Origin of the sequence: Pseudomonas vancouverensis (genome assembly GCF_004348895.1) — a bacterium.
GTDB lineage: Bacteria > Pseudomonadota > Gammaproteobacteria > Pseudomonadales > Pseudomonadaceae > Aquipseudomonas > Aquipseudomonas vancouverensis.
This window is the reverse complement of sequence record NZ_RRZK01000007.1, coordinates 30,415-45,161: the sequence shown is the minus strand read 5'-3', so window position 1 is coordinate 45,161 and position 14,747 is coordinate 30,415. Positions and strand designations below refer to the sequence as shown.

The 14,747-nt window shown below is 58.9% G+C and carries 12 protein-coding genes; 2 read left to right on the top strand and 10 right to left on the bottom strand.

What is annotated here, in order from left to right; all coding sequences use genetic code 11:
- Positions 1-10: 10 nt before the first annotated feature.
- From EIY72_RS04610 to EIY72_RS04565, 10 genes are all read right to left on the bottom strand, one after another.
- On the bottom strand, positions 11-1,573 hold the full coding sequence (locus tag EIY72_RS04610) for a SpoVR family protein (RefSeq protein WP_093229548.1): 1,563 nt from the start codon (positions 1,571-1,573) through the stop codon (positions 11-13).
- Positions 1,570-2,841: a YeaH/YhbH family protein gene (locus tag EIY72_RS04605; protein WP_093229555.1), complete on the bottom strand. Its 1,272-nt coding sequence runs from the start codon at positions 2,839-2,841 to the stop codon at positions 1,570-1,572. The genes EIY72_RS04610 and EIY72_RS04605 overlap by 4 nt, the downstream gene beginning before the upstream one ends.
- A gap of 207 nt (positions 2,842-3,048) precedes the next feature.
- Entirely contained in the window at positions 3,049-4,971 is a 1,923-nt protein-coding gene (locus EIY72_RS04600) for a PrkA family serine protein kinase (protein ID WP_007980217.1), read from the bottom strand.
- 297 nt (positions 4,972-5,268) lie between these two features.
- A complete protein-coding gene (glpE, locus tag EIY72_RS04595) occupies positions 5,269-5,598 on the bottom strand; it encodes a thiosulfate sulfurtransferase GlpE (protein ID WP_093229558.1) in 330 nt (109 codons plus the stop codon).
- A 33-nt stretch (positions 5,599-5,631) separates the two neighbouring features.
- Positions 5,632-6,513 (bottom strand): symmetrical bis(5'-nucleosyl)-tetraphosphatase, encoded by an 882-nt coding sequence (locus EIY72_RS04590; RefSeq protein WP_093229562.1) that lies wholly within the window; start codon positions 6,511-6,513, stop codon positions 5,632-5,634.
- Positions 6,513-6,893, bottom strand: coding sequence for a Co2+/Mg2+ efflux protein ApaG (gene apaG, locus EIY72_RS04585; protein ID WP_093229565.1), 381 nt, complete (start codon positions 6,891-6,893; stop codon positions 6,513-6,515). The genes EIY72_RS04590 and apaG overlap by 1 nt, the downstream gene beginning before the upstream one ends.
- A gap of 114 nt (positions 6,894-7,007) precedes the next feature.
- Entirely contained in the window at positions 7,008-7,826 is an 819-nt protein-coding gene (gene rsmA / locus EIY72_RS04580; protein ID WP_093229567.1) for a 16S rRNA (adenine(1518)-N(6)/adenine(1519)-N(6))-dimethyltransferase RsmA, read from the bottom strand.
- Positions 7,823-8,812 (bottom strand): 4-hydroxythreonine-4-phosphate dehydrogenase PdxA, encoded by a 990-nt coding sequence (pdxA, locus tag EIY72_RS04575; protein WP_093229570.1) that lies wholly within the window; start codon positions 8,810-8,812, stop codon positions 7,823-7,825. The genes rsmA and pdxA overlap by 4 nt, the downstream gene beginning before the upstream one ends.
- Positions 8,809-10,125, bottom strand: a complete 1,317-nt coding sequence (surA, locus tag EIY72_RS04570) for a peptidylprolyl isomerase SurA (protein WP_151098658.1) — start codon at positions 10,123-10,125, stop codon at positions 8,809-8,811. Before surA ends, pdxA begins: the two co-directional genes overlap by 4 nt.
- Positions 10,106-12,928, bottom strand: a complete 2,823-nt coding sequence (locus EIY72_RS04565; protein WP_093229573.1) for an LPS-assembly protein LptD — start codon at positions 12,926-12,928, stop codon at positions 10,106-10,108. Before EIY72_RS04565 ends, surA begins: the two co-directional genes overlap by 20 nt.
- 130 nt (positions 12,929-13,058) lie before the next feature.
- Between EIY72_RS04565 and EIY72_RS04560 the strand changes: the two genes are divergently transcribed.
- On the top strand, positions 13,059-14,078 hold the full coding sequence (locus EIY72_RS04560; protein WP_093229576.1) for an aminoglycoside phosphotransferase family protein: 1,020 nt from the start codon (positions 13,059-13,061) through the stop codon (positions 14,076-14,078).
- On the top strand, positions 14,075-14,746 hold the full coding sequence (gene murU, locus EIY72_RS04555) for an N-acetylmuramate alpha-1-phosphate uridylyltransferase MurU (RefSeq protein WP_093229579.1): 672 nt from the start codon (positions 14,075-14,077) through the stop codon (positions 14,744-14,746). Before EIY72_RS04560 ends, murU begins: the two co-directional genes overlap by 4 nt.
- Position 14,747: the final 1 nt, after the last annotated feature.

Genomic DNA, 14,747 nt, shown 5'->3' with positions numbered 1-14,747 from the left:
GCAAACCGGATCAAAGATGAATGACGGCCAGGTCCAGCCGACCGTAATCGCCTTCGGCGTGTTCGCTTCTGGGTGGCACATGGTGGGTTTTCATCACTTGGTCGCCTTGCAGGGTTTCCAGATGAATGTCGAAGCCCCACAGGCGGTGCAGGTGTTTAAGGACCTCGTCGGTGGAGTCTCCCAGCGGTTTTCTGTCGTGCTGCTGATGACGCAGGGTCAGCGAGCGATCACCGCGTCGGTCGATGCTGTAGATCTGCACGTTGGGCTCGCGATTGCCCAGGTTGTACTGCGCCGCCAGGGTTTCGCGGATGATGCGATAACCGCCTTCGTCGTGAATGGCGGGTACCAGCAGGTCGTCTTTCTGGTCGTCATCGAGAATGCTGAACAACTTCAGGTCGCGAATCACTTTGGGTGACAGATACTGCAGGATGAAACTCTCATCCTTGAAGCTGCTCATGGCGAACTTGATGGTCGACAACCAGTCGGTGCCAGCGATTTCAGGGAACCAGCGGCGGTCTTCTTCCGTCGGCTCTTCGCACATGCGCCGGATGTCGCGATACATGGCAAAACCCAACGCATACGGGTTGATGCCGCTGTAGTAAGGGCTGTCGAAGCCTGGCTGGAACACCACGCTGGTGTGGGACGTGAGGAACTCCATCATGAAGCCGTCGGTGACCAGGCCTTCGTCATACAGGTCATTCATCAGGGTGTAGTGCCAGAATGTGGCCCAGCCCTCGTTCATCACCTGGGTCTGGCGTTGTGGATAAAAGTACTGGGCGATCTTGCGTACGATGCGCACGATCTCCCGCTGCCAGGGTTCGAGCAGTGGCGCATGTTTCTCGATGAAATACAGGATGTTTTCCTGAGGCTCGGCGGGGAAGCGTGCATTGTCCTTGTCGCTGAATTTGTCCGCGCCTTTGGGAATGGTGCGCCACAGATCGTTGATCTGCTTCTGCATGTGCTCTTCACGATCCTTCTGCCGACGGCGTTCTTCTTCCGCGGAAATCGGATAAGGGCGTTTGTAGCGATCGACCCCGTAGTTCATCAGGGCGTGGCAGGAGTCGAGCAGATCCTCGACGGCGTCGATACCGTGGCGCTCTTCGCATTGCATGATGTACTGCTTGGCGAAGACCAGGTAGTCGATGATCGAGCTGGCGTCGGTCCAGGTGCGAAACAGGTAATTACCTTTGAAGAAGCTGTTGTGCCCGTAGCAAGCGTGAGCCACGACCAGCGCCTGCATGCAGATGGTGTTCTCTTCCATCAGGTAGGCGATGCACGGATCGGAGTTGATCACGATTTCATAAGCCAGGCCCATCTGGCCGCGGCTGTAGGATTTTTCAGTGCTGAGGAAATGTTTACCGTAGGACCAGTGGTGATAGCCCAACGGCATGCCGACGGAGGCGTACGCATCCATCATTTGCTCGGCAGTAATGACTTCAATCTGGTTGGGGTAGGTGTCGAGGGCGTAACCGGCCGCAATGCGGCTGATTTCGCGGTCGTAGGCCTGGATCAGCTCGAATGTCCATTCGGAGCCGGTGGAAATGGGTTGGCGCTTCTGCTCTTTGGCGGTCATGTCACTAACCTGCGCTGGAAGAGTTCACGGAAGACCGGATAGATATCCCCGGCCGAGACCAGCTGTTGCTGGGCAAAAGTGTCGGAAAAGGCTTCGGCGATGCGCTCGTACTCGTACCACAGGGCCTGGTGCTCGCGCGGGGTGATCTCAACGTAAGTGTAGTACTGCACAAACGGCATGATCTGGTTGATCAGGATGTCGCGGCAGATGGGCGAGTCGTCGTTCCAGTTGTCACCGTCGGAGGCTTGGGCGGCGTAGATGTTCCACTCATTGCTCGGATAGCGTTCAGCCATGATCTCCTGCATCAGTTTCAAGGCGCTGGAAACGATGGTGCCGCCGGTTTCCCGAGAGTAGAAAAACTCCTCTTCGTCCACTTCGCGGGCGCTGGTGTGGTGGCGAATGAACACGACGTCGATCTTGTCGTAATTCCGCTTGAGAAACAGGTAGAGCAGGATGAAGAAACGCTTGGCGATGTCCTTGGTCGCCTGGGTCATCGAGCCGGAAACATCCATCAGGCAGAACATCACCGCCTTGGAGCTGGGGTTCGGTTGTTTGATGAGCAAGTTGTACTTGAGGTCGAAGGTGTCGAGAAACGGCACGCGATGAATACGTGCGCTTAGCCGTTCGATTTCTGCTTCGATTTCCTGAATATCGCCGAAATTGTCCGGTTCTTCCTGCTTGAGTCGCAGAAGTTCTTCCTTGGCTTCACGCAGCTTCGCCCGACTGCTGCCGGACAGCGCGATACGCCGTGCATGGGCGGAGCGCAGGGTGCGGATGATGTTGATCCGCGAAGGGTTGCCTTCGTTGCTGATGCCGGCGCGCACGGTCTTGAAGGTGTCAGTGCCGGTCAGGTTACGCTTGACCAGGTTCGGCAACTCAAGGTCTTCGAACATGAATTCAAGGAATTCTTCCTGGGTGATCTGGAAGACGAACTCGTCCATGCCTTCGCCGGAGTTACCGGCCTTGCCCGGGCCACGGCCACCACCGCCTCCCGGTGGGCGGGCGATATGCTCGCCGCTGGTGAATTCCTTATTGCCAGGGTGCACGACCGTCTGTTTGCCGCCGCGACCGTGGTGAAGCACCGGCTCGTCGATGTCGCGGCCGGGGATGCTGATTTGCTCGCCGTGTTCCATGTCGGTAATGGAGCGCCGGCTGACCGCCTCTTCGACAGCCTTTTTGATGTGATCACGGTAACGCCGCAGAAACCGCTGACGGTTCACCGTGCTTTTGTTCTTGCCATTGAGGCGTCGGTCGATCACATAGCTCATGACTGCTCCTTAGAAGCTGTCCTGAAAGGGGCGAGCGGTGACGCAGCATCGAACCGGGAGCCGCCGAGGGAATGTCTACGCTCCCCCAAGCGCTGTGGATGCTGCCTGAACTCGCTACCGACTTTCGAACACCTTCCAGAGGCCTGTGTAACAGAAAAAGCGCACACAGGTCTCTGGCTGACGACAACCGGTCTGACCGGCAGCGGGTTATTGTGATTTTCTGACCCGCAGGTACCACTCGGAGAGCAGTCGCACCTGTTTGTCGGTGTAGCCCCGTTCGACCATCCGTGTGACGAAGTCGTTGTGTTTTTGCTGGTCCTCCTTGCTGGCCTTGGCGTTGAAGCTGATGACCGGGAGCAGGTCTTCGGTGTTGGAGAACATTTTCTTCTCGATGACCACGCGCAGTTTTTCGTAACTGAGCCAGGTCGGGTTCTTGCCGTTGTTGTTGGCCCGGGCGCGCAGGACGAAGTTGACGATTTCGTTGCGGAAGTCCTTCGGATTGCTGATGCCCGCCGGTTTCTCGATTTTCTCCAGTTCTTCGTTCAGTGCGACACGATTGAGGATCTCGCCGGTTTCCGGATCGCGGTATTCCTGGTCCTGAATCCAGAAGTCGGCGTACAGCACATAACGATCGAAGATGTTCTGGCCGTATTCGCTGTAGGACTCGAGGTAGGCGGTCTGGATCTCCTTGCCGATGAACTCGATGTAACGTGGTGCCAGGTATTCCTTGAGGAAGCGCAGGTAGCGTTCGCGGGTTTCGGCCTGGAACTGTTCCTGTTCAATCTGCTGTTCCAGCACATACAGCAGGTGTACCGGGTTGGCCGCAATTTCATGCGGGTCGAAGTTGAACACCTTCGACAGGATCTTGAACGCGAAACGAGTGGAAAGACCGTTCATGCCTTCGTCGACGCCGGCATTGTCGCGGTATTCCTGAATCGATTTGGCCTTTGGATCGGTGTCCTTGAGGTTTTCGCCGTCGTACACCCGCATCTTCGAGTAGATGTTGGAGTTTTCCGGCTCCTTGAGGCGCGAGAGCACGGTGAACTGGGCGAGCATCTTCAGGGTGTCAGGCGCGCAGTGAGCCTTGGCCAGCGAACTGTTGAACAGAAGCTTGTCGTAGATCTTCACTTCGTCACTGACCCGCAGGCAGTACGGCACTTTGACAATGTAGATCCGGTCGATGAAGGCTTCGTTGTTCTTGTTGTTGCGGAAGGTATGCCATTCCGATTCGTTGGAGTGGGCGAGCAGGATGCCGGTGAACGGAATCGCGCCGAGGCCTTCGGTACTGTTGTAGTTGCCTTCCTGGGTGGCGGTAAGCAGTGGGTGCAGCACCTTGATCGGTGCCTTGAACATTTCGACGAATTCCATCAGGCCCTGGTTGGCCCGGCACAGTGCGCCCGAGTAGCTGTAGGCGTCGGCGTCGTTCTGTGGGAATTCTTCGAGTTTGCGGATATCGACTTTGCCCACGAGGGCCGAGATGTCCTGGTTGTTCTCATCGCCAGGCTCGGTCTTGGCCACGGCGATCTGGTTGAGAATCGAAGGGTAGAGTTTAACCACGCGGAACTGGCTGATGTCGCCGCCGAATTCGGCCAGGCGCTTGGTCGCCCATGGCGACATGATGGTGTTGAGGTAGCGCCGGGGAATGCCGAAGTCCTCTTCGAGGATCGCTCCATCTTCAGTGGAGTTGAATAGACCCAGAGGGGATTCGAAAACCGGCGAGCCCTTGATCGCATAGAAGGGCACTTTTTCCATCAGTTGTTTCAACTTCTCGGCCAGGGACGATTTACCGCCACCGACGGGGCCGAGCAGGTAAAGGATCTGTTTCTTCTCTTCCAGGCCCTGAGCGGCGTGGCGGAAGTACGAGACGATCTGGTCGATGCATTCTTCCATCCCGTGGAAGTCTTCAAAGGCCGGGTAGCGGCGGATCACCTTGTTGGAGAAGATGCGCGACAGTCTCGAGTTGGTCGAGGTGTCGAGCAGTTCCGGTTCACCGATGGCCAACAGCAGACGCTCGGCGGCAGAAACGTAGGCGCTGCGGTCTTTTTTGCACAGCTCCAGGTACTCTTGCAGAGAGAGTTCTTCCTGGCGTGTGGACTCGAAGCGTTGTTGGAAGTGGCTAAAGATACTCATGACGTCACCTCGCTCGATACGTGGAGCCGACGCCGGATCACTCAGTCGATGCTGGCAGCAACCGAACAGGCGATTGCTGTTTACCCCCCAGAATTCTCCCGGAACGGACCGCTCCGAAAGCTACTCCCGATGACCCGTGCGCCGGTGTACCGGCTCTCCCCTGTTTTGGATGGCCTGGGCTTAAGGATAGTTGGGAATTCGGCAGGTAAAGGCTGGATACGTAATTAGTTGTGGCAGACCGTTCGTCTGCCACGGCGCGAGCCCGCGAGGGCCGGGGCTTGCAAGGTTACAAAAAAATTATTCGGACGTACCTTGCGCCGTTTCCGAAGGATAGGTCGTACGCCACAGCTCGAAACCACCGTCCATGCTGTAGACGTCGGAGAATCCCTGGCTGACCAGATAGGCAGCCGCACCCTGGCTGGAATTGCCGTGGTAGCAGACCACTACGGTCGGTGCATCGAGATCGGCACCCTGGATGAAAGCGTGCAGGGAGTGGTTGTCCAGATGCTTCGACCCCGCAATGTGCAACGCGGAAAAAGTCGCCGGGTCACGCACGTCGACGACCACTGCACCTTGTTCGCGCAGGGCTTGAGCCTGCTCTGGGGGGATACGTTTGAATTCGCTCATGGCGGGCTCCTGTGGCTCGGCAGAATGGGCAGTTTAGCGCGGGGCGCTGGCTGGCGATGGGGTGGGAACAGGGGAGGCGACTGGCGGTGTCGGGTGACCGTGCTCGTCGCACTTGCAGGACAGGCGTTCACCGCTGTCGACGTTCATCAGGGTCATGGCGCCGCCCCACACACAGCCGGTGTCGAGGGCGGAAATGCCTGGCTCGTCGCACTTGCCTTCCAGCGCCGCCCAGTGACCGAAAATGATTTTAAGGTCCTTGGTCTTGCGGTCGTGATACTTGAACCACGGCTTGTAGCCGGGTGGCGCCGAGTCGAGGCCTTCCTTGCTCTTGAGGTCGAGTTTGCCGTCGGCAGTGCAGAAACGCATGCGCGTGAAATAGTTGGTGATGACCCGCAGGCGCGTGACGCCTTTGAGGTCGCTGTCCCATTTCGCCGGATCATTGCCGTACATCCCGTCGAGGTAGAGCGGGAACAGATTGTCGTCGCGTAAGGCTGCTTCGACTTCAGCGGCGTACTTCAGGGCTTTGCGCAGTGACCACTGGGGTGGAATGCCGGCATGGACCAAGGCAACGTCGCGCTTTTCGTCGTAATGCATGAGCTTTTGCTGGCGCAGCCATTCGAGCAATTCGGCGCAATCGGGGGCCTCGAAGATCTCGCGCAAGGTATCGGACTTTTTCAGGCGTTCGACATTGCGCCAGGCGGCCAGCAAGTGCAGGTCATGGTTGCCGAGTACGCAAACCAGCGAGTCGCGAATGCCGTGGAGGAAACGCAGGGTTTCCAGCGACTGCGGGCCGCGGTTGACCAGGTCACCCACCAGCCACAGTCGATCCTGTTGCGGGTCGAAAGCCACCTGCTTGAGCAGGCATTGCAGCGCACCCAGGCAGCCTTGCAGATCGCCGACAGCGTACGTCGCCATCAGTGCAAGGACCCCGGCACCGCCAAACGGAACGGCTTGATGATGGCGTCGAAATGTTTGCCGTCATCGGACAGCATCTGATAGGTGCCTTGCATGGTCCCCACTTTGGTGGTCATGACCGTGCCGCTGCTGTAGGTGTGGCTCTGGCCCGGATCGATCAACGGTTGCTGACCGACTACGCCTGCGCCTCGTACTTCCTCGACATGCCCGTCACCGTCGGTGATCACCCAGTGCCGTGACAGCAGCTTGGCGGGTACCAGGCCATTGTTCTGCACGGTGATGGTATAGGCGAAGGCAAAGCGTTCGTGCTCGGGTTGCGATTGTTCTGCCAGATAGCGGGTGACGACGCTGACGTCGACCTGATAACGAGGATCGGACATGCAAGAGGCCTTAAAAGCGAAGCGGGACGCGGGGCGTAGCTGATTGAGTCAGTCTAGGCCAAGTACCGGGTAGTAGACCAGAGTGGCGTCCTACCCGATAGCGGTCATCGCCTGTCAGTCAGCAACAGGCGCCTTGGGTGCTTGCTCGCTGAGTTTGTCGGCCAGACGCACGAATGCCGCCAGGTCGAGTTGCTCGGGACGCAAGCCACCGTCTACACCGGCGGCTTCGATTTCAGCGTTGCTCAGCAGCAGCTTGAGGGTGTTGCGCAGGGTTTTGCGGCGCTGGTTGAAGGCTTCGCGAACGACGCGCTCCAGCAAACGGTGATCCTTGGCCGGGTGCGGCAATACGGCATGTGGTACCAGGCGCACGATGGCCGAATCGACTTTCGGTGGCGGATTGAACGCCCCCGGGCCAACGTTGAACAGGTGTTCGACGCGGCAGTGGTACTGGACCATGATCGACAGCCGGCCCCAATCGCCACCGCCAGGCCCTGCCGCCAGACGTTCGACCACTTCCTTTTGCAGCATGAAGTGCATGTCGCGGATCAGGTGCGAGTTGTGCAGCAGGTGGAAAATCAGCGGCGTGGAGATGTTGTACGGCAGGTTGCCGACCACGCGCAGGCTGCCGGGTGCGGCGTTGAGGCTGTTGAAGTCGAACTTCAGCGCGTCACCCTGATGCAGGTTGAAGTTGCTCTTGTCGGCAAACTGCTGGTTGAGGATCGGGATCAGGTCCTTGTCCAGTTCCACCACGTCCAGTTGCGCGCCGCTGCCGAGCAGGCCTTGGGTCAGTGCGCCCTGGCCTGGGCCGATTTCCAGCAGGCGGTCGTCCGGCTTGGCATGGATGGAGCGCAGGATGCGGTCGATAACGCCGGCATCGTGGAGGAAGTTCTGGCCAAAGCGTTTGCGCGCCTTGTGTTGGTATTGCTCGGTCATAAACGGGTCTCGGCCATCTGGTAAGCGGTTTCCAGGGCGACTTGCAGGCTGCCGGTGTCGATCTTGCCGCTGCCGGCCAGATCCAGGGCAGTGCCGTGGTCGACCGAGGTGCGGATGATCGGCAGGCCGAGGGTCACATTGACCGCCGCGCCGAAGCCTTTGTACTTCAGCACCGGGAGGCCCTGGTCGTGGTACATCGCCAGCACTGCGTCGCAGTGCTCCAGATATTTGGGGGTAAACAAGGTGTCGGCGGGCAGTGGACCGCGCAGGTCCATGCCTTCGCCGCGCAGGCGCTCAAGAGCGGGTTCGATGATGTCTATTTCTTCATGGCCCAGGTGACCGCCTTCGCCGGCGTGCGGGTTGAGCCCGCAGACCAGGATGCGCGGTTGGGCGATTCCGAATTTGTTTCTCAGGTCGGCATGCAGGATCCGGGTGACCCGCTCCAGCCGCTCCGGCGTGATCGCATCGGCAATCTCGCGCAGGGGCAGGTGGGTGGTGACCAGGGCCACACGCAGTCCACGGGTCGCCAGCATCATCACCACTTGTGCGGTGTGGGTCAGGTCGGCGAGGAATTCGGTGTGCCCGGAAAAGGCGATACCGGACTCGTTGATCACACCCTTGTGCACGGGTGCGGTGATCATGCCGGCAAAGTGACCGTCGAGGCAGCCCTGGCCGGCCCGGGTCAGGGTTTCGAGAACGAAGGCGGCATTTGCCTTGTCCAGTTGCCCGGCGATCACTTTGGCGTTGAGTGGCGTATCCCACACATACAGACTATTGGCCGGTGCAGGAGAGTCCGGCCAACTGTCCGGCGTGACCAGCAGAAAATCGACAGCCACGCCCAGCTGCGCGGCCCGCTCTTCGAGCAGGTCACGGCTGGTAATGGCAATCAGGGGATGTGGCTGGGCTTGCGCCGCGAGCAGCAGGCACAGGTCGGGACCTATGCCGGCTGGTTCGCCGGGTGTCAGCGCGAAACGTTGGGGTTTCACTGCGCTGCCTGGTCTGCACCAGGGAGTTTGATTTCTACGTACGCTTCGTCACGGATCTGACGCAGCCAGGTTTGCAACTCTTCGTCGTACTTGCGGTTGCGCAGTACGGTCATCGCCTGTTGCTCGCGAGCCTGGGCAGTGCTGTCGGTGGCGCGACGGCCAAGGACTTCAAGCACGTGCCAGCCGTACTGGGTCTGGAATGGCTTGGACAGCTGACCTTGCGGGGTCTTGGCCATCACTTCGCGGAATTCCGGTACCAGGGCATTCGGGTCGATCCAGTTCAGGTCACCGCCGTTGAGGGCGGAACCCGGGTCTTCCGAGTAGCTTTTCGCCAGTTCGGCGAAATCTTCGCCTGCCTGGATACGGGTATAGAGCGATTGAGCCAGCGCCTTGGTTTTCGCTTCGTCACGGATCGGACTTGGCTTGACCAGGATATGACGCACATGCACTTCATCGCGCATCTGGGTTTCGCCGCCACGCTTGTCGAGGATCTTCAGGATGATGAAGCCACCCGGTGTGCGCATTGGCTGAGTGATGTCGCCCACGGCCATGGTGCTGAGCATGCGATCGAATGGAGGTGGCAGTTGAGCGGCTTTACGCCAGCCCATGTCGCCGCCTTCCAGTGCGGTTTCGCTGGCGGATTTGGCAATTGCCAACTGACCGAAGTCAGCGCCTTGCTTGAGCTGCTGGTAGACCGCGTCGGCCTGCTTGGCGGCATTCTGGATCGCGTCGGAGCTTGCGCTTTCCGGTGTCGGGATCAGGATGTTGGCCAGGCGGAACTCTTCGGACAGCTGCATTTTGCCGAGGTCGGAGGCGAGGAAGTTCTTCACTTCCTGTTCCGACACCTGGATGCGTTCGGCGACACGACGCTGACGCACACGGCTGATGACCATTTCGCGACGGATCTGCTCACGCGCGTCGTCGTAAGACAGGCCATCGTGAGTCAGGGCCGCACGGAATTGCTCGAGCGACATGTTGTTGCGCTGGGCGATGGTGCCGACAGCCTGGTTCAGTTCTTCATCGGTGATGCGGATACCGGAACGCTCGCCGATCTGCAGTTGCAGGTTCTCGACGATCAGGCGCTCAAGCACCTGTTGCTCCAGCACGCTGGCCGGTGGAACCGCAGAACCTCGCTTGGCGATGGTTTGCTGAACTTCATGGACACGCTGGTCCAGCTGGCTCTGCATGACCACGTCGTTGTCAACGATGGCCACCACTTTATCGATGGACTGTACGGCGGCGCTGGCCGCCGTACTCAGGAACAACGCGCCCAGCATCAGCGGGCGCAGACAATCAGAAAGCTTGGTCTTCACGTTCACGATAACCTTGAATGCCTTTGTCGAGGAAACTCTCTACCTTGGCGCCGGTGACGCCGCCGAGTCCCTTCAGAACAATTTGGAGGAAGACGCCATGGTCGCCTTTTTCGTTTTCCGGAGCGTTTTGACTGAACTCGTCATAATCAACGAAGTAACGGTTGATCAGGCGCAGTTTCCAGCAGCAGTTGTCGTACTCGAAACCACCGAAGGCTTCCAGGGTACGGTTGCGGTTGTAGTCATACTGCCAACGGCTGATGGCGTTCCATTGCGGCACGATCGGCCAGATCACCGAGAAGTCGTGCTGTTCGATCTTGTAGTAGTCCTTCACGTAGCCAGGCTGACCCGGTACGCCATAGTCACCACCGCCCACGGTCCATTTACCGGTGTTCTGGTCGTAGCGGATCTGGTCATTGCGATAGCGATAGCCGGCGTTGATGACCTTGTTCGGGTTGTCCTCGGGCTGGTAGTGGAACATCGCGCTGCCCGAGCGAGGGCTGCGGCTGTCCGGGTCCCAGTTGTAGTCGGCAGTGGTGCGCCAGTCACGGTTCCAGCGGTATTCGTATTCCAGCGCGTATGGCGAAACGTTGGCACTGGCATCGGCGCGGGTTTTCGCATCGATACCCGGCAGCTGTACTTCACGATCCTTGAAGTACAAGGCTTGGCCGACACTGATGCGTTGACGCTCAAAACCGTTGTCTTCAATCCAGCGGCTGGTCACGCCCAGGGACAGTTTGTTCTCGTCACCGACACGGTCGGAGCCGGAGAAGCGGTTGTCACGGAACAGCGAGGCATAGTTGAAGGTGTACTCACCCGTGTCGAATACCGGGATGTCTTCCTGGTCGACTTCCGGGACGTACAGGTAAAACAGGCGCGGTTCGAGGGTCTGGCGGTAGTTCTTGCCAAACCACTGGGTATTGCGGTCGAAGTACAGGCCACTGTCGATGCTGGCGATCGGCACACCACGGTTCTGGTTGCTGTCGAAGGTACCGTTCAGCTTGTCCTGTTCTGCGGTTTGCGCTGCGACCTGAGATTTACCGGTGTTGTCCAGGTCCAGTTGGTACTGGGTGTACTGATACTTCAACGTTGGTTTCAGGAAGCCATAAGTCCAATTCAACGGCAGGCTGACGGCTGGCGCGAGGTTCAGACGGTCGCCGTTGGCGCGTGCCAGGCCTTGGACGTTGGTGTCGAGTCGAGGTGTCCCGACCGTGCCGTCCGCATTAAACGGCCCACCGTCCTCGTTAATGAAATTGCCGGTTTTCAAATCCCGGTCAAACCGCACGAGTTCAGTGTTGTACGAGAAATTCAGACCTTCCGGATGATACGGCAGCATTCCGTCGAAGGTGATTTGCGGCAAGCGATCATACGGCGTGATATTGGACACGGTTGCCAGCTGGTAAGCCTGAGCGTTCACACGGGCGGTGTAGCTGTCGCCGCGATAGCTGACGGAACCTTGCTGGTTCACGTAGTCCGCACTTTTCACACCAATCTGGTCGGTCTGCAGATCCTGGAAGTAGTACGGATCGCTGATCTTGGTGTAGTCGACCTGCGTGAACACACGCGAATCCAGACCACCCTTGTGTTGCCAGTTGTACATGTAGCGGGTTTTTTCGTAGTCCGTCTGCAACTTGCGATCGGTGTCCTCGTCATTGAGGTACGCCGCACCGAACTGACCTTCGCTGGATTTGGTCAGGTAGCGGAATTCGCCTTCCATCAACAGGCCGCGCTTGGCCATGTAGCGTGGGTACAACGTGGCATCGTAGTTCGGTGCCAGGTTGAAGTAGTACGGGGTGACCAGCATGAAGCCGGTATCGCTGCCGGTGCCAATGGTCGGCGGCAGGAAGCCGGACTGGCGACGGTCGTCGATCGGGAAGTAGATGTACGGCGTGTACAGGACCGGAATGTCCTTGACCCGCAGTGTTACGTTGGTCGCGGTACCGAAGCCGGTGGCCGGGTTCAGGGTGATGTTGTTGCCCTTGAGCTGCCAGGCGTTGCTGTTCGGTTCGCACGAGGTGTACGTACCGTCCTTGAGTCGGATGATCGCGTTTTCCGCGCGCTTGGCGTACAGCGCGCTGCCGCGGATGCGCGATTTGTGCAGTACATACTCGGCGTTATCGACCTTGGCTTCACCCGTGTCGAGTTGTACGTCGGCGTGGTCGCCAACGATCAGCGCACCGTTATCGCGGATACGCACGTCACCATTGAGCTCGGCGCGGCTTTCGGCCTGGTACAGGCTGGCTTCCTCGGACTCCACCTGCATGCTGCCCTGGCGCAGGACAACATCACCGGCCAGCGTGCCGACCTGGTCTTCGGTGTTGTAGCGCGAAGCTTTCGCGCCGATAAAGGTCGGGGCGTCACTTTTATTCGTCTTGTCATTCATGCCAGGACGAATCGGTTCGATATAGGAACCAGAGCAATAAGGACCGGTTTCGGCCAATTGCGCAGCGGTGAGCTGTTCACGCGGAACCCAGTCGAGGTGACTGTAGTCTGCGCTACGGGACTTCAGGCCGCGGCCCTTGGCTTCGGTGACCAGTGCAGGCTTGGCGCCGGTGTCGTCACTGGTGCCACTCTCGGCCGGGGTTTCTCCGGTCGCGGAGACTGCGCTGCCGTCATGGACGGGACGCGGAGGCAATGCCGCCGCCGGCGTTTTTGGCGCACAGTCCCAGGAGCCGGTCGCGGAGACGGAACAGTCAAACTGCTCGGCGGCAACCACGTACGAACTGGCGAGGGGTTGCAGGGCCAGCAAACTGCCGGTAACCAACAACGGAAATTTTTTACGAAACGCGGGGGATTTCAATGCCATCTTATTAGTCCGGGCTTCCTGCGTGCCATCTGCCCGCGGTGTGGGCCGCACGCCTCTCGATGGTCTGAAAAAGATGCTGGATAATAAAGCATGACCCGCTTGACGGCTAGCGCCGTCGGAGACCCTTGCAATGCCTGACCAAGATCTACGTTTGCAACACCTGAAAGTTTGGCTCGATGAGCAATTGCCGCTCCTTTTTACCGAGCAAGGCTGGGGTGCAGTACCCCCGGCCACATTGACCGCGGCCAGCAGCGACGCGAGTTTCCGGCGATATTTCCGTTGGGAGGGCGCGGGTAGAAGTTTCATCGTCATGGACGCGCCACCGCCCCAGGAAAACTGCAAACCCTTTGTGGATATCGCCTTTTTGCTGGCGAAATCCGGAATAAATGTGCCGAAAATTTATGCCGAGGATCTCGAACGCGGGTTTCTTTTACTCAATGACCTGGGCAACAAGACCTATCTGGACGTGATCGACAGCGAAAACGCCGACAATTTATTCAAGGATGCCCTGCAAGCATTGCTGGCTTTCCAGCAACTGCCGATGGTTGCACCGTTGCCCAGTTACGACGTGGCCCTGCTGCGCCGAGAGCTGGAACTGTTCCCCGAGTGGTATGTAAAACATGAATTGGGCATCGAGTTCGATTCGGCTCAGCAAGCTCAGTGGCAACAAGTCAGCGAACTGCTGATCGACAGCGCCCTGGCCCAGCCAAAAGTATTGGTGCATCGCGATTACATGCCGCGCAACCTGATGCTCAGCGAACCCAATCCCGGTGTGCTGGACTTTCAGGATGCCGTGTACGGCCCGGTGACCTATGACGTGACGTGCCTGTTCAAGGATGCCTTCCTCAGTTGGCCTGAGGAGCGCGTGCGCAACTGGCTGGAATCCTACTGGCAGCAAGCGGTGGCGCTCGATATTCCGGTTCAGCCGGACTTCGAAGACTTCCTGCGCGCCAGCGACCTGATGGGCGTGCAGCGTCACCTGAAGGTTATCGGTATCTTTGCCCGTATCTGCCATCGCGACGGCAAGCCGCGGTACCTCACCGACGTGCCGCGCTTCTTTGCCTATATAGAGGCGGTACTGGCCCGTCGTCCGGAATTGGCCGGCCTGGGCGAACTGCTGACGAGTCTGCGTGCCGGAGCGAATGCATGAAGGCAATGATTCTGGCCGCAGGCAAAGGCGAGCGCATGCGCCCGCTGACCCTGACTACACCCAAACCGCTGGTGCGAGCCGGTGGCGTACCTTTGATCGAGTACCACCTGCGTGCGCTGGCCGCTGCCGGGTTTTCCGAGATTGTCATCAACCATGCCTGGCTTGGCCAGCAGATTGAAGACTATCTGGGCGATGGCTCGCGCTATGGCGTGAGCATTCAGTACTCGGCCGAAGGTGAGCCGCTGGAAACTGGCGGAGGAATTTTCCGTGCCTTGCCGTTGCTGGGTGACGATGCGTTTCTGGTGGTCAACGGCGATATCTGGACCGATTACGACTTCAGCGTATTGCATCAACCCATCAATGGCCTGGCGCACCTGGTGCTGGCCAGTAATCCGGCTCATCACCCAGCCGGGGATTTCAGCCTGAACGGCGTACAGGTGCGTGATGGTCAGCCCAATGAGCCAACCCTGACCTACAGCGGCATCGCGGTTTTGCATCCGCAGTTGTTCGACGGCTGCGCGGATGGCGCGTTCAAACTTGCACCGCTGTTGCGCAAAGCGATGGCTGAGGGGCAAGTAACCGGCGAACAGTTGAAGGGGCACTGGGTCGATGTCGGCACTCACGAGCGTCTGGCTGAAGCCGAAACGCTCATAGAAGCGAGTCGCTGAG